Source organism: Paraconexibacter sp. (assembly GCF_059438195.1).
On sequence record NZ_JBLKKY010000049.1, the window covers coordinates 1 to 17,596 of the forward strand.

Sequence of the window (17,596 nt, forward strand, 5' to 3'; positions counted from 1 at the left end):
CCGCGCCCGGCGGCTGAAGCGGGCCGGCGGCCGGGGCCGCTCGGCGGCCTCAGCCCCCGAGCGCGGGCCACGCGCCCGCCGAGAGGCGCGCGAGCGTCTGGTCGGCGAGGGGGTGCTCCTCGACGGGCGGCGGCCCGACGGGTCCCGGGGCGGCGAGCTCCTCGAGCGTCGCGACGACGCTGCGCGCGAGGGCACCCGTGTCGTAGCCGCCCTCGAGGACGAGGCCGAGCGGCACGTCGAGCTCGTCGGCGAGCGCGCGCACCGATCGCGCCATCGTCCGGAAGCCGTCGTCGGTCACCGCGCAGCCGGCGAGCGGGTCGTCCTCGTGGGCGTCGTATCCGGCGGAGACGAGCACGAGCCCGGGCCGGTAGAGACGCGCCAGCGGGACGACGACGTGCTCGACGAGCGCCGTGAAGGCGGCGTCGCCGCTGCCGCCGGGGACGGGCATGTTCACGGTGTACCCCTCCCCCGCGCCGGTGCCGGTCTCCGACGCCGGCCCGGTCCCCGGATAGAGCGGGGACTCGTGGATGGACGCGAAGAGGACGTCGTCGGCGGCGCGGAAGACGTCCTCGGTCCCGTTGCCGTGATGGACGTCCCAGTCGAGGACGAGGACGCGCTCCACGCCGTGGGAGGCGCGCGCGTGGCGCGCCGCGACCGCCACCGTGTTGAAGAAGCAGAAGCCCATCGCCCGCGCGACCTCCGCGTGATGACCGGGCGGCCGGTGGAGCGACGCGCCCGCCCGCACGCCCTCGGCGAGGAGCGCGTCGACCATCGCGGCGGCGCCCCCGGCGGCGCGGGCCGCCGCGTCGTACGTCGCCGGGCTCGCGACGGTGTCGCCGTCGATCCAGCCGCCGCCCGTCGCCGCGAGCGCGCGGATGCGCTCGACGTGCTCCGCGGTGTGGACGGCGACGAGCTGCTCGGTCGTGGCCGCCGGCGACTCGCGCGGCTCCCAGCCGAGCCCGTCGCGCTCGGCGAGGGCGGCGCCGACCGCCGCGATCCGCGCCGCGCGCTCCGGATGCGCGCCGGTGTCGTGATCGAGCGAGGAGGGATGGGTGAAGAGGACGGGAGTTCCGGTCACGCGGCTACGGTACCCGGGTGGCCGTCGACGTCCTCGAGACCGACATCGCCGTCGTCGGAGCAGGGGGCGCCGGCCTCTACGCCGCTCTCACAGCGGCGCGTGCCGGGGCGCGCGTCGCCCTCGTGAGCGCGACGCCGCTCGCGAACACCGCGAGCTACTGGGCGCAGGGCGGCATCGCCGCCGCCCTCGCCGACGAGGACTCGCCCGACCTCCACCGCTCCGACACCGAGCGCGCGGGCCGCGGCGCGGTGCGCCGCAGCGCGGCGAACGTCCTCGTCCGCGAGGCGCCGGGCATCGTGGCCGACCTCGGCCGGCTCGGCGTCCGCTTCGACGTCGACCGCGCCGGGACGCTCGCGCTCGGCCTCGAAGGCGGGCACTCCGTGCGACGTGTCGTGCACGCCGGCGGCTCGGCGACCGGCCGCCGTGTCGTCCGCCAGCTCTCCGCGCTCGTCGCGGAGGAGCCGCGCATCGCGATCCTCGAGCCGACGCGCGCCTCCGCGCTGTGGCGCGACGACGGCCGCGTCGTCGGGCTCGCCCTCGAGGACGGCGGTGCGGTCCTCGCCCGGGCGACGATCCTCGCGACGGGCGGATCGGCGGCGCTCTGGTCGCGGACGACGAACCCGCCGGGCTCGCTCGGCATCGGGCTCATGCTCGCCCACGCGGCCGGAGCCGCCCTCGCCGACCTCGAGTTCGTCCAGTTCCACCCGACCGCGATCATCGGCGTCCGGGGCCGCGAGGGCTTCCTCATCACGGAGGCGATCCGCGGCGAGGGCGCGACGCTCCACGATGCGAGCGGCGAGCGCTTCGTCGACGAGCTCGCGCCGCGCGACGAGGTCGCCAGGGCGATCCACGAGCGCATGGCCGACGAGGGGACGACGCACGTCCTGCTCGACATGACGGCCATCGACCCCGGCCGCTTCCCCAACGTCGTCGGCGCGCTGCGCGAGGCCGGCATCGATCCCGAGACCGAGCGGCTCCCGGTCGCGCCCGCCTCCCACTACGCCATGGGCGGCGTCGTGGCCGACCTGGACGGCGGGACCTCGCTGTCCGGCCTCTACGCCGTCGGAGAGACCGCGTGCACCGGCCTGCACGGTGCGAACCGCCTCGCGTCGAACTCGCTCACCGAGTGCTTCGTCTTCGGCGCCCGCGCTGCCCACGCCGGACTCAGCGAGCCGGCTCCGCCGTCTCCGTCGCACCTCTGCGCTCCCCCCGCCGAGTCGGCGATCGTCCTCCCCGAGGCCTCGACGCGCGACGCGCTCTGGCGCGATGCGGGGATCGCCCGCACGGCGGAAGGGCTCACCCGGCTCCTCGCGGATCCGCACCCGCTCGCCCGCCTCGTCGCCCGCTGCGCGCTCCTGCGCGAGGAGTCGCGCGGGGCGCACCTCCGGGTCGACCACCCGGACACCGACGCCGCGCTCGACGGTCGTCACGCGATCGTGCGCGGCGACGCCGCCCCGGTCTTCGAGACCTGGGCCTGACCGACCCGCGGCTCGAGCCGTCGCACTCATCTGCGTCGAAGAGCGCAACTTCGGCCAGAAGACGAGTGTTTGCGGGCCCCGAGCGGCCGCTTCCTTGGTGAACGGAGGGTCAGCCGCTTAACAAGAACTCAACAAAACTCTCCTCCCAGCGTTCACATCGGCCCTTCACAGTCTCGGGCCGAATCGGGGGGACGGGGAAAACGGGGAGCCAGCCCGAACGAGGGGAGCAGGGTCGCTCATGTATCAGTTCAGCCGAGCCATCTACCGCGAGCTCGCGCCGCTCGTCGACGAGAGCGCGACGGACCACCGGGTCGCACGCGCCCAGGTGCTCGCGTCCTGTGAGCGGACGATGGATCGTCTCGCCACGGACCGGCACTACTTCGCGCGTCCGGCGCGGAAGCTGTTCGACGACATCCGCCGCTTCTTCCCGATGGCCGCACAGGCCCGGGTGTGGGCGGTCGTGCAGGGCTACGTGACGCGGGCGGAGGAGTACGCCGCTCAGCAGCCGGAGTTCGGCGTCGACGCGCACGGGAACCCGCTGCAGTGCCGCGCGACGACCCGCCGGGGGACGGCGTGTCAGCGCGAGCCGCTGCCGCACAACGGGTACTGCCCGTCGCATCAGCACCTCGCCGAGACCGAGGAGCAGGAGGCCGAGCGGCTCGCCGCCTGAGGCGGCGGCCGTCGCCGGAGCCCCGCGCGGCTCTACGCTGCGCGGGTGCTCCTCGGTGTCGACGTCGGAGGGACCTTCACGGACGCCGTCCTCGTCGACGGCGACCGGATCCTCACGGCGAAGGCGCCGTCCACCCCGGACGACCAGTCGGTCGGGGTGATTACCGCGGTCGAGGAGGTCCTCGCCTCGGCCGGCCGGACCCCGCGCGAGGTGACCGCCTTCGCGCACGGGATGACCGTCGCGACGAACGCCCTCCTCGAGGGGGCCGGCGCGCGCACCGCCCTCGTCGCGACCGACGGGTTCACCGACCTCGTCGAGCTCGCGCGCCAAGACCGCGCCGACCTCTACCGGCTCGAGGCCCGCCACCCGGCGCCGCTCGTCCCGCCCGAGCGCCGGATCGCCGCTCCGGAGCGCATCGCCGCCGACGGGACGGTCCTGCGCGCGCTCGACGCCGCGACCGCCCGGGCGGTCGCCGACGACGTCGCGGCGACGCAAGCCGAGGCGATCGCCGTGTGCCTGCTCCACGCCGACCGCCACCCCGCGCACGAGCTCGCGCTCGCCGAGGCGCTCGCCGAGCGCCTCCCGGAGCTCCACGTCTCCCTCTCGCACGACGTCGTCGGGACCTTCCGCGAGTACGAGCGCGCCGCGACGACCGAGATCGACGCCGCGCTCTCGCCTCTCCTGCGCTCCTACCTGCGGCGCCTCGCCGCGCGCTGCGACGAGCAGGGCCTCCCCCACCCCGACGTCATGCAGTCGAGCGGCGGGCTCGCGACGCTCGCCGTCGCCGCGGACCACGCGGCGCTCACGGTCCTCAGCGGACCCGCGGGCGGCGCCGCGGCGGCCGAGCTGCTCGCCGCGGCGACGGGCGTGCGCGACCTCCTCTGCTTCGACATGGGCGGGACGTCGTGCGACGTGTGCGTCGTCACGGACGGTCGCGTCGCCGAGTCCGCCGGACGGACCGTCGCCGGACGCACGATCGCGCTGCCGATGGTCGACATCCACACGGTCGGCGCAGGCGGCGGCTCGATCGCCTGGCGGGACGCCGGCGGGGCGCTGCGCGTCGGCCCCCGGTCGGCGGGCGCCGTCCCCGGGCCCGCGTGCTACGGGCGCGGCGGAGCGGAGCCGACCGTCACCGACGCCCACGCCGTCCTCGGCCACTTCGACCTCGACCGTCCGCTCGCCGGCGACGTGCGGCTCGACGTCGGCGCGGCGGCGGCGGCCGTCGACCGTCTCGCCGCCGAGCTCGGGCTCGCCCGCGAGGAGACGGCGCGCGGGATCCTCCGCGTCGCCGACGCGGAGATGGTGCGCGCGCTGCGGGTCGTCACGGTCGAGCGCGGGGTCGACCCGCGGGAGAGCGCGCTCCTCGCCTTCGGCGGCGCCGGCCCGCTGCACGCGTGCGCGATCGCCGAGGAGCTGGGCGTCTCGCGGGTGCTCGTCCCGCGCGACGGCGGCGTGCTCAGCGCGCTCGGGCTCGCGGCCGCCGACCGTCGGACCGACGACGCGCAGACCGTGCTGCTCTCCGGCGAGGGCCTCGACGGCGAGGCGCTCCGCGCGGCCGCCGGCGACGCCGACGAGGTCGCATGGGACGTGCGCTACGCCGGCCAGTCCTTCGAGCTCACGGTGCGCGACGTCCCGCCGGAGCCCGCGGCGGTGCGCGATGCGTTCGAGGCCCTGCACGAGGAGCGCTACGGCTACCGCGATCCCGACGCGGCGATCGAGGTCGTCACGGTCCGGCGCACGGACCGCGACCCCGGGCCGGACGTCGCCCTCCGCGACGACGACGACATCGTCCCTGCCCAGGTGCGCGGGCCGGCCGTCCTGCCGCTCCCCGGCGCGACCCTCGTCGTCCGCGACGGGTGGACGGGGCGCCGCGACGCGACGGGGTCCCTCCACCTCACCCGGGAGGACCCGTGAGCGGCCTCGACCCGATCGCGCTGCAGGTCGCGACCGGGGCGCTGCGCGCCGCCTGCGAGGAGATGGGCGCGGTCCTCATCCGCTCGGCGCACTCGTCGAACATCAAGGAGAGGCGGGACTGCTCGACCGCGCTCTTCGATCCCTCCGGCGAGATGGTCATGCAGGCCGAGCACATCCCCGTCCACCTCGGCTCGATGCCGGCCGCCGTCGCCGCGGTCCTCGGCGAGGAGCACGCGCCCGGCCGGTCGTGGATCCTCAACGACCCGTTCCGAGGCGGGACGCACCTCCCGGACATCACCGTCATCACCCCCGCCTTCGACGCCGCCGGCAAGCTGCTCGGCTTCGCGGCGAGCCGCGCCCACCACGCCGACGTCGGCGGGCGCGTCCCGGGCTCGATGCCCGCCGACTCGACGACGCTCGAGGACGAGGGCGTCGTCATCCCGCCGCGGGTCCTCGACGCCGCGACGATCGACGAGCTCGTCGCGCAGATGCGCCAGCCTGCGCAGCGCCGGGCCGATCTCCGCGCGCAGCTCGCCGCGAACGCGACAGGCGTCCGGCGCCTCGGAGAGCTCGCGGACCGGATCGGCGCGGAGGCGCTGCGGAGAACGACCGCGGCGGTGCTCGACTACGCCGAGCGCCGCACGCGCGCCTGCCTCGCCGAGATGCCGGACGGGACGCGGCACGCCGTCGACGTCCTCGAGGCGCACGAGGGCGACCTCGAGCTGCGGCTCGCGGCGACCGTCGACGGCGACCGCGTCGTCCTCGACTTCACGGGGAGCGCCTCGCAGCACGGCGGCAACCTCAACTGCCCGATCGCCGTCACGCGGTCGGCGTGCGTCTTCGCGATGAAGGTCCTCACGGACCCCGACGTCCCGCCGAGCGCGGGGGCCCACCGGCCGGTCGAGGTCGTCGCGCCCGAGGGGTCGCTGCTCGCCGCGCGCTTCCCGGCCGCGGTCGCCGCCGGGAACGTGGAGACCTCCTCGCGGGTCGCCGACCTCGTCCTGCGCGCGTTCGGCCGCGCGCTCGGCCAGGGGACGATGAACAACGTCACGATGGGCAACGACCGCTTCTCGTACTACGAGACCCTCGGCGGCGGCCAGGGCGCGACCGCCGAGGCCGACGGGCCGTCCGCGGTGCACGTCGCGATGAGCAACACCCGCAACACGCCCGTCGAGGCGCTCGAGCTCGAGTTCCCGCTGCGGGTCGTGCGCCACGAGATCCGCCGCGGCAGCGGCGGAGCCGGGCGCCGCCGCGGCGGCGACGGCCTCGTCCGCGAGATCGAGGTCCTCGAGCCGGTCGTCGCGTCGGTCATCGCCGAACGGCGGCGCCACGCGCCCGCGGGGGCCGCCGGCGGCGAGGACGGGGCGCGCGGACGGACGCTCCTCGACGGCGAGGAGCTGCCGCCGAAGTGGTCCGGCGAGCTCGCGGCCGGCCGGCGGCTGCGGATCGAGACGCCGGGAGGCGGCGGCCACGGGACGCCGCCGGGCGCGTCCGGCGCCTCGTAGGATCGCATCATGGAGGTCGCGTTCCTCGGGCTCGGGATCATGGGCTCGCGCATGGCGGTCCACCTCGCGGGCGGGGGCCACGACGTCACCGTGTGGAACCGCACGCGCGCGAAGGCCGAGGAGTGGGCCGGGACCCACGGAGGACGGGTCGCCGGGTCCCCCGCGGAGGCGGCGAGCGCCGCGGACGTCGTCATCACGATGGTCGTCGACGGCTCCCACGTCGAGGAGGTGCTCCTCGGCGCGGAGGGGGCGGCGGAGGGCGCCCGGGCCGGCGCCCTCGTCGTCGACATGTCGACGATCGCCCCGTCGGACAGCCGGCGCGTGGGGGCGGCGCTCGCCGACCGGCGCCTCGCGTTCGTCGACGCGCCGGTGACCGGCAGCTCGCCGAAGGCCGCGGACGGCACGCTCACGATCATGGCCGGCGGCGAGGAGGCCGACGTCGCGCGGGCGCGACCTCTCTTCGAGCTCATGGGCTCCCGGCTCGTCCACGCGGGCCCGACCGGTCACGGCTCGCTCGTGAAGCTCCTCAACAACGCGACCGCGGCCATCAACGCCCTCGCGCTCGCGCAGGTGCTCGTCGCCGGGCGCGCGACGGGGGCCGACCTCGACGCCGTCCTCGACGTCCTCGGCTCGGGCTCCGGCGGCTCGGCGATGCTCGATCTCAAGGCCGGGCCGATGCGCGAGCACGACTACACGACCCTCTTCAAGCTCGAGCACATGCTCAAGGACGTCCGGCTCTGCCTCGCGGAGTGCGAGGCGGCCGGGGTCCCCTTCCCGCTGGCGGAGTCCGCCCGCGAGATCCTCGAGGAGGCGGACCGCCGGGGCCTCGGCGACGCGGACTTCGCGGCGCTGCTGGAGATCATCGAGAGCCGCGCGGGGGTTCGGCTGTAGTCGCCGCCGGCGTTCGTGGGCTGCCGGCATCGCCGGATCGGCGTCTGCGGTCGGCCGGGCGCCGTGACGTTCCCCTTCACTCTCGCCTCCGCCTCCGGCTCCGGCTCGGACGCCGTTCAGGGGAACGTCACGTCACCCGTCCGCACGGCCTCTGCGGTGCCTCATGCGCAGGGGTGCCGGCGACCACGGCCGAGCTTGCTGGGAGCTGGGGCGGCAGCGCGGCCGGACCGGTCTCCGCGGAGGCAGCAGCACGGTCGCGCTGCCACCGAAGCGCTCCCCGAGCACCGGATGGGGGAAGGCAGCGCCCGGGCCGCCGCCTCGGCCCGCCGGACGGGGAGCGGACGTTCCCCGGAACGGCGTCGCAAGACGGCCGGAGGCCGGGTTGCGGAGTGAAGGGGAATGTCCGCTCCCCGTCCGATCGCCGACGCCGAGGACACGGCCACCAGCCGCCACGACCTCCATCCGGTCGAAGACATCTGTCCGCGATGTCGAACAGATGAGCGCCGGCGCGCCACTTTATCTCTCGAGAATGTGCCCTATTTGCAGGAACATTTGGCACATCGCAGGATCATTTGCGAACATCTTTCACATCCCGCGTCTTCGCCTGCTCATCCGGGCGACCGCTCGCGGGATTCCCTTTGTCATCCCCCTCTCCCTGAACTCTCTATGCCTATTGCATTCAAGGAATGGGCGGTCACCGTCCGCGCTCTCGCCGAAGGCGAGCAGCTTCTCACGCTGCGCAAGGGCGGCATCCGCGAGCCGGAGAAGCACTTCCAGCTCGACTACGATCGCTTCTTCCTCTACCCGACCTTCGACCATCAGAAGAACGACCTCGTCCGCGACTCGCATCTCCCCGAGATGCGCCGCGCGCTCGAGGAGGGCGTCTGGGCCGACGGCGAGCCCCCCGTCCACGCGCTCACGCGCGACGGCGGCATCGCCCAGCCGGAGCGCGTCCGCATCCGCGCGTGGGCCGAGGTCGCCGCGCACTTCACGATCGACGACCCGCGGGTCGTCAACGAGCTCTCGCCGTTCTACGTCTGGACGACGGACTACGCGGAGAAGCGCCTGCGCTGGAAGCGCCGGCACCCGCTCCACGTCCTCCTCCTCCGCACGTACCGGATCCCGCGTCCGGTCACGGTGAAGGTGCGCGACGACTTCGGCGGCTGCCGCTCCTGGCTGGAGATCAACCGCGACCTGCCCTTCGAGGGCACGCCGGTCCTCTCCGACGAGGAGTTCGAGCGCGCGTCCGAGACGATCGCGTCCATCTGCGAGGGCAAGGTTCCCGCCCTCGTCTAGTCGGACCCCCATCTCCGGGGCGGCCCCCGAACGCGTGGCCGCCGCCGAGCGCGCCCTCGTCGTCGGCATCGGCGGCGGAGGCGACGTCGTCGGCGCCCTCGCGTTCGCGCTCGCCTCGGAGGTGCTCGGGACCCCGTGCGTCGTCGGTGGTCTCACCTGGGAGCGCCGGCCGATCGACCCTCTCCCGGGTCCTCGTCGCCTCGACGAGATCGACGGCCTTCGGGACGTCCTCCACCCGGCCGTCGCGCTCGCCGGCCCCGAGACGACCGGCCCCGGCGGCTTCGCGTTCGCCGAGAGCCGCATGGCCGGCGTGCTCGGCACCGAGACCGTGATCGTCGATCCGAACCCCGGTCCGGCCGCCGTCGCCGACGGGCTCGTGACCGCCGCGGGCCGGCTCGGCTGCGACCTCATCGTCCTCCTCGACGTCGGCGGCGACGTCCTCGCCCACGGCGACGAGCCGGGGCTCGCGAGCCCGCTCGCGGACTCGCTCCTCCTCGCCGCCTCACGGGCGCTCCCGGTCGGCGTGGAGTCGCTCCTCGTCGTCTTCGGCGCCGGGTGCGACGGCGAGCTGCGGCCCGCCGAGTTCGCGGCCCGCGTCGAGGAGGTGCGCGCCGCCGGGGGCGACCTCGGGACGCTCGCTCTCCCCGAGGGCGCCGCGGATCGGCTCGACGCCGCGATCGCCGAGGTCCCGACCGAGGCGAGCGCCATGGCCGTCCGCTGCCTGCGCGGCGAGCGGGGCACGACGACCATCCGCGCCGGCCGCCGCGCCGTCGAGCTGACCGAGGCGGGGGGCGATCTGCGCTGCTTCGACCCCGAGGCCGCGATCGGCAGCGCGGCGCGCCTCGCCGCCGCGCTCACCGGCGCACGCGACCTGCTCGACGCCGACGCGACCCTCGCGGCCCGCGGCATCCGCACCGAGCTCGCCTACGAGCGCGACGCCGCCCGCGCGAGCTGAGCGGTGCCCTGGGTCGAGACGACGAGCCCGAGCTTCACCGCACGGCACGAGCTCGCCGACGAGGACGACGTCACCTCCGTCCTCGAGCTCCTCGAGGACACGCGCAGCCGCCTCGAGCGCGCCTTCGGCGACGTCCCCCGCGACGTCGCCGTCGTCGTCCACACCTCGCCGCTCGCGCTCGCCCTCGCGCAGCCGTACGTGCCGCTCGCCCAGCGCCTCACGGCCCCCGCCGCCCGTCGCTACCTCGCCGGGTGGGTGACCGCGCGCGAGATCCACCTGCTCGCCCCGCGGCGGCTCGCGGCACGGGCCTCGAACGTCCCCGGCTCGCGCGAGATGGCGCTCCTCGCCCCGGCCGGTCTCTACGCGCAGCTCGTCGTCGGCCACCACAACGAGCTGCTGCCCCCTCCCTGGCGGCCGGGCCGCACGCTGCGGGCGCTCCGCTGGGCGTGGCTCGCGTTCGGGGCCGGGCAGTACTTCGGCGGGCAGACGGCGTACGCACGGCCGGCGATCGCGCGGCGCCTGCGTGAGGGACCGAAGCCGTCGTTCCCGCCGAGCGCCCGCGACGCGCTCCTCCTCGGCGGCACCGTCCTCGACCTCCTCGCGCGGGAGCGCGGGGACGAGGCGGTCCTCGACCTCGTCCGCCGCCTGCACCCCGACGGACCGGAGCGCGGCCTGCGGCACGCCTTCGGCCACGACGTCGTCCACGTCGAGGGCGTGTGGCGCAGCCATCTCGCCACGATCGCCTCCGGCGCGGGCTGAGCGACGACGCGCCTCGCTCAGCCCGCGAGCTCGGTGCCGACCCAGACGACGAGTCCGACGACGGCCACCCCGGCCGAGACCGCGGCGAAGAGACGCGCCGGCCGGACGTCCTCGAGCGGCTCCGGGACGAGCTCGGCCTCGAGGAGCACCTCCCGTGCGGCGGACGCGCCGGACTGCGGGACGAGGACGTCGCGCGGCCCTGCCGCGAGCATCTCGGGGACGTCGAAGCCGCGCGAGCGCCGCACGAGGCTCGGGATGCCCTCCTCGAGGAGCAGCCCGGCGATGAAGTCGGCCTCCGCCTGGTTGCGCCCGCCCGCGACCCGGACGAGGCTCCCCTCGGCGTACTGCGGCTTGATCTTCCGCGCGAGCTCGTGACGCGACGCGACGTCGAGCTCGTCCTCGTCGCCGAACGTGAGGGGCAGCTTGCAGGCGGGGCAGAAGCGCTCGGTCGGAGGGTGTCGAGCGCCGCACCCGGGACACACGAGCGGAGCGCTCATCGGCCTGGGAGGACGCCCGGGGCCTACCCGACCTCGAGCGGGACCTCGCGGTAGTCGAAGTCCTCGATGAGCCAGGAGCGCACCTCGGGCTCCTGGCCGTCCTTCAGGCCGACGATGATCCACTCGACGCCGGGCCAGCCGGTCGCGAAGTTCATGTCGGTCTGCGACGGCTCGGGCGCCGACATGAGGTGCGAGTGGTAGATCGCGCCGATCGTCTCCCCGCGCTCCTCGAGCTCGTCGAGCACCTTGAAGAGGAGCAGGCCGTCGATCTCGAAGCGCCGCCGGTCGTGCGCGGTGTTCTCGAGCTCGCGGATCTCCGTCGCGACCCCGTCGCGGGCCGCGACGACGCCGCAGCACTCCTCGCTCGTGTCGCGGCGCGCGTGCTCGACGATCCGCTCGAGCAGATCCGGGGCGATCCTCACGTCGTCGGGCCGGTCAGTCGGCGTTGAGCGCGCGGCGCTCGTCCTCGTCGTCGCGGCTGTCCCCGCTGAGGGAGTCCTTGAACTCGCGCATCCCCTTGCCCACGGAGCGCCCGACCTCGGGGAGCTTCTTCGGGCCCAGCACGATGAGCGCGATGACCAGCACGATCACGAGCTCCATCGGTCCGATGTTCGGCATCACTTCGACATCCTCTCCAGCTCGGTTCGCAGTCCTGTCGCCATTCCTACGTGGCTTACCACCACACGGTTGCGTCGAGGTTCTCGACCTCGTCGACCGGCAGCGTGTAGATCCCGCTCGACAGGTACTTCCAGCCGTCGTCGCAGACGATGAAGACGACGTTGCCCTCGTCCATCTCGTTCGCGATGCGGACCGCGATGCTCGCGATCGCCCCCGAGGAGACGCCGGCGAAGAGCCCCTCCTCGTCGAGGAGCCGGCGCGTCCAGACGATCGCGTCGCGGTTCGTGACGAAGATCTTCCGGTCGAGGAGCGAGATGTCGATGATCTCGGGGATGAAGCCGTCGTCGAGGGAGCGGAGGCCCTGGACGGGCTCGCCCTGCATCGGCTCCGCCGCCACGATCTTCACGCGGTCGCCGAGCTCCTCCTTGAACCGGCGGGCGTTGCCCATGAGGGTGCCGCCGGTGCCGAGGCCGGCGACGAACGCGTCGATGTTCCCGTCGAGCTCCTCGAGGATCTCCGGGGCGGTGCCGTTGTAGTGCGCGAGAGGGTTCGCCGGGTTCCCGTACTGGTAGGGCATGTAGTACGAGGGATCCGAGGCGGCCATCTCCACGGCCATCGCGACGGCCCCGTTGGAGCCCTGGTCGCCCGGGCTGTAGACGATCTCGGCGCCGTACATCTCGAGGAGCTGCGTGCGCTCGGGCGTCACGTTCTCGGGCATGACGACCTTGAGCTTGTAGCCCTTCCGGCGGCAGATCATCGCGAGCGCGATGCCCGTGTTGCCGGAGGTCGGCTCGAGGATGGTCTGCCCGGGACGGATCAGACCCTTCTCCTCGGCGTCCTCGATGAGGGACTTCGCGACGCGGTCCTTCACCGATCCGGTGGGATTCGCCGATTCGAGCTTCGCCCAGATCCGGACGCCCGGCTTCGGCGAGAGCCGCTTGAGCTCGACGAGGGGTGTGTTCCCGATCGACTGGACGATGTCGCCGTAGCGACCGCCGCAGGGACGGGTCTCGAGGGGCGGGAGCGCCATGACTTTACGAAGTGTAGCGAGGCCCTCACTCCGGCCCGTGAGGATCCGGAGAAGGGCGCGGGAACGTGATTCGGAGGGGCTTCAGCCGCCGGCCATCGCCGGCAGGATAACGAGGGTGTCGCCCTCGCCGACGGAGGTGCCGAGGCCGTCGAGGACCCGGACGTCCTCGTCGTTGAGGTAGACGTTGACGTAGCGGTTGAGATCGCCGTCGGCGCCGAAGATCTGCGACTTCGTCTCCGGATGCGCCTCGGTGAGCGCCGTGAGGACGGCTCCGACGTCGGAGCCCTCGGCGGTCACCTCGCGCTCGCCGCCGACGGCGGGACGCAGGACGGGCGGGATGCGGATCGTGGCCATTGCGCGGACGATAGTCGGAGCGGTCAGCCGGCGGAGGCGCAGAACGCCTCGTAGTCCGGGAAGACGCCCATCTCGTCCTCGGAGATCTCGTCCGGGTCGCGCGAGCAGATCGGGCACTCCGGATCGCGGCGGACCTTGAGCTCCGTCGTCGTCGCGCCGAGCGCGTCGTACATGAGGAGCCGGCCGATGAGCGGGTCGCCGACACCGAGGACGAGCTTCACGACCTCGGTCGCCTGGAGGAGGCCCATCGTCCCCGGGAGGACGCCGAGCACGCCGTTGGCCCCGCAGCTCGGCGCGAGCTCGGCCGGCGGCGGCTGGCGGAAGAGGCAGCGGTAGCACGGGCCCTCGTACGGCGCGAAGACGCTGAGCTGCCCCTCGAAGCCGAGGATGGCCGCGCTCACGACGGGGATCTTGAGCCGGACGGTCGCGTCGTTGAGGAGATAGCGGGTGGGGAAGTTGTCGACGCCGTCCACCACGATGTCGTAGGGCTCGCCGTCGGCGCCGGCCCCGATGATCTCCATGATGTTCGAGGCGTCGAGACGCGTCTCGTGCTTGACGACGTTCACGTCGGGGTTGAGCTCGTGGATCGACTCCTCGGCGGAGTCGACCTTCGGGATCCCGACTCGGCCGGTCGTGTGGATGACCTGGCGCTGGAGGTTCGAGACGTCGACCGTGTCGTCGTCGACGATGCCGAGCGTCCCGACGCCCGCCGCGGCGAGGTAGAGGGCCGTCGGCGAGCCGAGGCCACCGGCGCCGAGGAGGAGGACCTTCGCCTCGAGGAGCTTCTGCTGCCCCTCCTCGCCGACCTCGGGAAGGAGGAAGTGGCGCGAGTAGCGCTGACGCTGCTCGGCCGTCCACTGGAACGGGACCTCGACCTCGTAGCCGCGGTCCTTCCACAGCGTGTAGCCGCCCGTCATCGACTCGACGCGCTCGTAGCCGAGGTCGTCCATCATCGTGCGCGCGGCGAGCGCGGAGCGGTTGCCGGAGGCGCAGTAGAGGATGACGCGCTGCGAGCGGTCGGGAGCGACGGACTCGATCCGCGTCTCGAGGTGCCCGCGGGGCACGAACGCCGCACCGGGCAGCTTGCCGGCGGAGACCTCCTCCGCCTCGCGGACGTCGATGACGGGGACGCCGTTGCCGAGGAGGGGCAGGACCTCCGACGGGTCGACCTCCTGGATCTGGCTCTTCACCTGCTTGAGGAACTCGGCGCCCGAAGGGCTCATCGCGAAATCACCTGAATGACGGTCGGGTATTCGACTTCACAAAGTATAGCGGCCCGCGGTGGCAGGGGCGGGCAGCACCTCCATGATGCCGCATCGCCACCGGGGGCACACGCAGATCGGGCGCGGCTGGAGGGTTCCGCCGCGCCCGATCGCTGTCTCCACAGGCCCACGTGCGCCGACCGGTCCGCATTCCGGCGAGCGCATCCCACGGATGTCCGGGTCCGAGGTGGTGGGGAGCTTTCCGCTCACCAGGGGTATCGGTCCCGGCCCGGGGCGCCGATATGGGGTGCAGACCCCATTCCTCCCCGTGCCCCGTCCGTCGCTTCACGCCCAGGTCCTCGCGGTCAACGCGCTGCTCATCTGCGCGGCGGTTCTCGCTGCGACGGTCACGACGAGCGCCGACATCACCGATGTCGCCTCCGCCGAGCGCCAGCTCCTCCTCGCGGCCGCGCTCCTCGCGACGATCCTCGTCAACGGCGTCGTGCTGCGCCGCCGGTTCGCCCCTCTCGAGCGGCTCATCGCGACGATGGAGCGCGTGGATCTCGCCCGTCCGGGCGTGCGCGCGGAGCACGGCGCGCTCGACACCGACGAGGTCGTCCGCCTCCAGGAGGCGTTCAACCGGATGCTCGACCGCATCGAGCAGGAGCGCATGCGCACGGCCCGCGCCGTGCTCCACGGCCAGGAGGCGGAGCGGGCGCGGATCGCGCGCGACCTCCACGACGAGGCGAACCAGTCGCTCACCGGGCTCCTCCTGCGGCTCGAGGCGGCGAGCCACGACGCCGCCGGGCCTCTCGCCGAGGAGCTGCGCGAGACGAAGCAGCTCGCCGGCCAGGCGATGGCCGAGCTGCTGCGCCTCGCCCGCGAGCTGCGGCCGACCGCCCTCGACGACCACGGGCTCCTCGAGGCGCTGCACGGCCTGCTCGACCGCTTCCGCGCGCCCTGCGGGACCCGCCCCCGGCTCGACGTCGCGCACGACGTCGACCTCTCGCTCCTCGACGCCGACGAGCAGCTCGTCGTCTACCGCGTCGTGCAGGAGGGCCTCTCGAACGTCGCGCGCCACGCCGAGGCGCGCAACGTCACCGTCGAGATCACCCGCACCGGGACCCCGCCCCACGTCGTCGTGCGCACGTGCGACGACGGCCGCGGCTTCGCGGCCCGCCGCGAAGGCGGGCTCGGTCTCGACGGCATGCGCGAGCGCGCCCGTCTCGTGGGCGGCGCGGTCGAGATCCGCTCCCGACCCGGCGCGGGGACGACGGTCGAGCTCCACCTCGGCGTGCGTCCTCCCGTCGTCCCCGTCGGACTCCCCGTCGCCCCCGTCCTCGAGGTCGCGTCGTGAGGCTCCTCATCGCCGACGACCACGGGGTCGTACGCGGCGGCCTGCGGCTCCTTCTCGAGCGCCAGCCGGACATGGAGGTCGTCGCCGAGGCGGCCGACGGCGCGGAGGCCGTCGAGGAGGCGCTGAAGCACCGTCCCGACCTCTGCGTCCTCGACGTCGCGATGCCGAAGCTCACGGGGCTCCAGGCCGCACGCGAGATCAAGTCGCAGGCGCCCGAGGTGGACATCCTCGTCCTCTCGATGCACGACGACGAGCGCTATCTCTTCGAGGCGCTGAAGGCCGGCGCGGGCGGCTACGTCCTCAAGGCGGAGGCCGACCAGTCGCTCGTCGACGCGGTCCGCGCCGTCGGGCGCGGCGAGCCGTTCCTCACGAACGCCGCGCAGCGCCGCCTCGTGCGCGAGTGGCTCGCCGACCCGGAGTCGGGCCCGACCGAGCCGCTCTCACCACGCGAGCAGGAGGTCCTCAAGCTCATCGCCGAGGCCCACACGAACCGCGAGATCAGCGAGATCCTCCATCTCTCGGAGAAGACCGTGGAATCCCATCGCGGGAACCTCCTGCGCAAGCTCGGGATGCGCGACCGGGTCGAGCTCGTCCGGTACGCGATCCGCCGCGGGCTCGTCGAGCCGTAGGCGGCAGGCCGCCGCCGCCTCAGCGCCCCGCGTCGCGGGCCCCGGACCTCCGGCGCGCGAGCCGCGCCACGAGGACCGCGCGCCACTGCGCCGCGAGGGCGTCGACGCCGAGGACCTCGTCGTGGAGGGCGAGGTCGTCACGCTCCACGTACGTCACCCTCGCCACGTCGGCGACCGTGGGGCCGGGCCCCCGCCGCAGCGTCGCGACCTCGTCGCCCGCCGCGACGACGCCTGCGTCGATGATGCGCAGGTAGAAGCCGCAGCGCCCGGAGCGCGCCATGAGGCACGGGAGGTCCGGCACGCCGTGGCGGGCGGCGAGCTTCACGCAGGGCCCGCGCGGCTGGCAGACCTCGCCGACGACCGTGCCGGCCGTGAGGACGTCGCCGATCCGCACGTCGGTCTCGACGAGGCCGTGCAGCGTGAGGTTCTCGCCGACGGCCCCGGGCCCGGCGTCGGTTCCCACGACGCCGGAGAGCCAGTCGAGGTGCTCGCCGGGGAAGCAGCAGAGCGCCTTGTCCACGCCTCCGTGCACGGTGAGGTCCGCCTGCTCGTCGCCGTCCGCACCGCAGCGGCCGACGCGGACCGGACCGGCGACCGGGTGCTTCTCGATCGCGCTGCGCAGGATCCCGCCGTCCCACGGCAGGTCGGCGGGCCGGCCGACCTGCACGGAGACGACGCGCGCGCTCACGCGGGCTCGCGCTCGAGCTTCGCGATGTCGTGCGCGAGCGCCTCGGGCGTGAGCTGACCGACGGGGAAGCCGATCCGCTGCCTGCCCTGCCGGTCGATGAGGAGGACGTAGGCCGAGTGGTCGAAGTCCTCGCCCTGCGGGCCGATGCCGTACGACTTCCAGATCGGCGCGAGCGTCGACCGGTCCCCGAGGAGGAACCGGACCCGGTTCGGGACCTTGTGCTTCACGAGGAAGCGGCGGGCGCGCTCCGCGGTGTCGTTCTCGGGGTCGACCGAGATCGCGAGGGCGGGCACGTCGTGGCCGAGGTCGTCGAGCGCCCCGCGGATCTGCTGGACCGCCGTCGGGCAGGTGTCCTCGCACGTCGTGTAGAGGAACGTGAGGACGACGACCTCCCCGCGCAGGTCGGCGAGCGACACCGGCCGGCCGTCCTGGTCGCGCAGCCGGAAGTCCTGCGGCGGGATGGCGGGACGCACGCCGCCGCGGAAGCCCTCGGGCCCCGTGACGGAGGCGGGCGCGGCGTCTCCCCCGCGGTTCGCGAGCGTCACGGCGACCAAGGCGGAGAACGCGCAGGCGACGAGCGTCGCGAGGACGAGGTGGAGCCGCGTGAGCTGCACTCATCGAAGGGTAGCCGTCGACCGGGGCCGCGACCGCGCCCGGCGCACCGTGTTCCTGAGC

General features: G+C 74.2%; 19 protein-coding genes. 10 read left to right on the forward strand and 9 right to left on the reverse strand.

Annotated features, from left to right (window positions below):
* Positions 1-49: 49 nt before the first annotated feature.
* On the reverse strand, positions 50-1,078 hold the full coding sequence (locus ACME2J_RS15690; protein ID WP_495545872.1) for a histone deacetylase family protein: 1,029 nt from the start codon (positions 1,076-1,078) through the stop codon (positions 50-52).
* 17 nt (positions 1,079-1,095) lie between these two features.
* On the opposite strand from ACME2J_RS15690, the gene ACME2J_RS15695 reads away from it, so the two are divergent.
* The 8 genes from ACME2J_RS15695 to ACME2J_RS15730 all read left to right on the forward strand — a co-directional run bounded on the left by ACME2J_RS15695 (position 1,096) and on the right by ACME2J_RS15730 (position 10,546).
* A complete protein-coding gene (locus ACME2J_RS15695) occupies positions 1,096-2,556 on the forward strand; it encodes an L-aspartate oxidase (RefSeq protein WP_495545873.1) in 1,461 nt (486 codons plus the stop codon).
* Between the two features lie 238 nt (positions 2,557-2,794).
* Positions 2,795-3,226: a hypothetical protein gene (locus ACME2J_RS15700; protein WP_495545874.1), complete on the forward strand. Its 432-nt coding sequence runs from the start codon at positions 2,795-2,797 to the stop codon at positions 3,224-3,226.
* A 45-nt stretch (positions 3,227-3,271) separates the two neighbouring features.
* Positions 3,272-5,140, forward strand: coding sequence for a hydantoinase/oxoprolinase family protein (locus ACME2J_RS15705; RefSeq protein ID WP_495545875.1), 1,869 nt, complete (start codon positions 3,272-3,274; stop codon positions 5,138-5,140).
* Complete coding sequence (locus ACME2J_RS15710; RefSeq protein WP_495545876.1) at positions 5,137-6,645, forward strand: hydantoinase B/oxoprolinase family protein; 1,509 nt, start codon at positions 5,137-5,139, stop codon at positions 6,643-6,645. Before ACME2J_RS15705 ends, ACME2J_RS15710 begins: the two co-directional genes overlap by 4 nt.
* A 9-nt stretch (positions 6,646-6,654) precedes the next feature.
* Entirely contained in the window at positions 6,655-7,536 is an 882-nt protein-coding gene (locus ACME2J_RS15715) for an NAD(P)-dependent oxidoreductase (RefSeq protein ID WP_495545877.1), read from the forward strand.
* Between the two features lie 666 nt (positions 7,537-8,202).
* A complete protein-coding gene (locus ACME2J_RS15720) occupies positions 8,203-8,832 on the forward strand; it encodes a DUF1802 family protein (RefSeq protein WP_495545878.1) in 630 nt (209 codons plus the stop codon).
* A 34-nt stretch (positions 8,833-8,866) separates the two neighbouring features.
* Positions 8,867-9,787 (forward strand): DUF1152 domain-containing protein, encoded by a 921-nt coding sequence (locus ACME2J_RS15725; RefSeq protein WP_495545879.1) that lies wholly within the window; start codon positions 8,867-8,869, stop codon positions 9,785-9,787.
* Positions 9,788-9,790: 3 nt separating this feature from the next.
* Complete coding sequence (locus ACME2J_RS15730; RefSeq protein WP_495545880.1) at positions 9,791-10,546, forward strand: hypothetical protein; 756 nt, start codon at positions 9,791-9,793, stop codon at positions 10,544-10,546.
* Positions 10,547-10,563: 17 nt separating this feature from the next.
* On the opposite strand, the gene ACME2J_RS15735 is transcribed toward ACME2J_RS15730, so the two are convergent.
* The 6 genes from ACME2J_RS15735 to moeB form a co-directional block, all read right to left on the reverse strand.
* Complete coding sequence (locus tag ACME2J_RS15735; RefSeq protein ID WP_495545881.1) at positions 10,564-11,043, reverse strand: hypothetical protein; 480 nt, start codon at positions 11,041-11,043, stop codon at positions 10,564-10,566.
* Between the two features lie 23 nt (positions 11,044-11,066).
* Positions 11,067-11,465, reverse strand: coding sequence for a M67 family metallopeptidase (locus tag ACME2J_RS15740; protein ID WP_495545882.1), 399 nt, complete (start codon positions 11,463-11,465; stop codon positions 11,067-11,069).
* A gap of 13 nt (positions 11,466-11,478) precedes the next feature.
* Positions 11,479-11,661 carry a Sec-independent protein translocase subunit TatA/TatB gene (locus ACME2J_RS15745; protein WP_495545883.1) on the reverse strand — a complete coding sequence of 61 codons (183 nt, stop codon included), beginning with the start codon at positions 11,659-11,661 and terminating at the stop codon, positions 11,479-11,481.
* Positions 11,662-11,716: 55 nt separating this feature from the next.
* Positions 11,717-12,691 carry a PLP-dependent cysteine synthase family protein gene (locus ACME2J_RS15750; protein WP_495545884.1) on the reverse strand — a complete coding sequence of 325 codons (975 nt, stop codon included), beginning with the start codon at positions 12,689-12,691 and terminating at the stop codon, positions 11,717-11,719.
* A gap of 81 nt (positions 12,692-12,772) precedes the next feature.
* Positions 12,773-13,045 carry a ubiquitin-like small modifier protein 1 gene (locus tag ACME2J_RS15755; protein WP_495545885.1) on the reverse strand — a complete coding sequence of 91 codons (273 nt, stop codon included), beginning with the start codon at positions 13,043-13,045 and terminating at the stop codon, positions 12,773-12,775.
* A gap of 23 nt (positions 13,046-13,068) precedes the next feature.
* The gene (moeB, locus tag ACME2J_RS15760) at positions 13,069-14,268 is read right to left on the reverse strand and encodes a molybdopterin-synthase adenylyltransferase MoeB (protein WP_495545886.1); all 1,200 of its coding nucleotides are present in this window, start codon (positions 14,266-14,268) and stop codon (positions 13,069-13,071) included.
* Positions 14,269-14,575: 307 nt separating this feature from the next.
* On the opposite strand from moeB, the gene ACME2J_RS15765 reads away from it, so the two are divergent.
* Positions 14,576-15,604, forward strand: coding sequence for a HAMP domain-containing sensor histidine kinase (locus ACME2J_RS15765; RefSeq protein WP_495545887.1), 1,029 nt, complete (start codon positions 14,576-14,578; stop codon positions 15,602-15,604).
* Positions 15,601-16,233, forward strand: coding sequence for a response regulator (locus tag ACME2J_RS15770; RefSeq protein ID WP_495545888.1), 633 nt, complete (start codon positions 15,601-15,603; stop codon positions 16,231-16,233). The genes ACME2J_RS15765 and ACME2J_RS15770 overlap by 4 nt, the downstream gene beginning before the upstream one ends.
* Positions 16,234-16,252: 19 nt before the next feature.
* Here ACME2J_RS15770 and ACME2J_RS15775 read toward each other — a convergent pair whose 3' ends face one another.
* Together ACME2J_RS15775 and ACME2J_RS15780 are read right to left on the reverse strand one after the other, a co-directional pair.
* A complete protein-coding gene (locus ACME2J_RS15775; RefSeq protein WP_495545889.1) occupies positions 16,253-16,921 on the reverse strand; it encodes an MOSC domain-containing protein in 669 nt (222 codons plus the stop codon).
* Positions 16,918-17,535: an SCO family protein gene (locus ACME2J_RS15780; RefSeq protein ID WP_495545890.1), complete on the reverse strand. Its 618-nt coding sequence runs from the start codon at positions 17,533-17,535 to the stop codon at positions 16,918-16,920. The genes ACME2J_RS15775 and ACME2J_RS15780 overlap by 4 nt, the downstream gene beginning before the upstream one ends.
* Positions 17,536-17,596: the final 61 nt, after the last annotated feature.

Coding starts and splice junctions, on each gene's coding strand:
- ACME2J_RS15700 (WP_495545874.1), top strand. CDS start 2,795: ATGTATCAGTTCAGCCGAGCCATCTACCGCGAGCTCGCGCCGCTCGTC.
- ACME2J_RS15715 (WP_495545877.1), top strand. CDS start 6,655: ATGGAGGTCGCGTTCCTCGGGCTCGGGATCATGGGCTCGCGCATGGCG.
- ACME2J_RS15720 (WP_495545878.1), top strand. CDS start 8,203: ATGCCTATTGCATTCAAGGAATGGGCGGTCACCGTCCGCGCTCTCGCC.
- ACME2J_RS15735 (WP_495545881.1), bottom strand. CDS start 11,043: ATGAGCGCTCCGCTCGTGTGTCCCGGGTGCGGCGCTCGACACCCTCCG.
- ACME2J_RS15745 (WP_495545883.1), bottom strand. CDS start 11,661: ATGCCGAACATCGGACCGATGGAGCTCGTGATCGTGCTGGTCATCGCG.
- ACME2J_RS15750 (WP_495545884.1), bottom strand. CDS start 12,691: ATGGCGCTCCCGCCCCTCGAGACCCGTCCCTGCGGCGGTCGCTACGGC.
- ACME2J_RS15755 (WP_495545885.1), bottom strand. CDS start 13,045: ATGGCCACGATCCGCATCCCGCCCGTCCTGCGTCCCGCCGTCGGCGGC.
- moeB (WP_495545886.1), bottom strand. CDS start 14,268: ATGAGCCCTTCGGGCGCCGAGTTCCTCAAGCAGGTGAAGAGCCAGATC.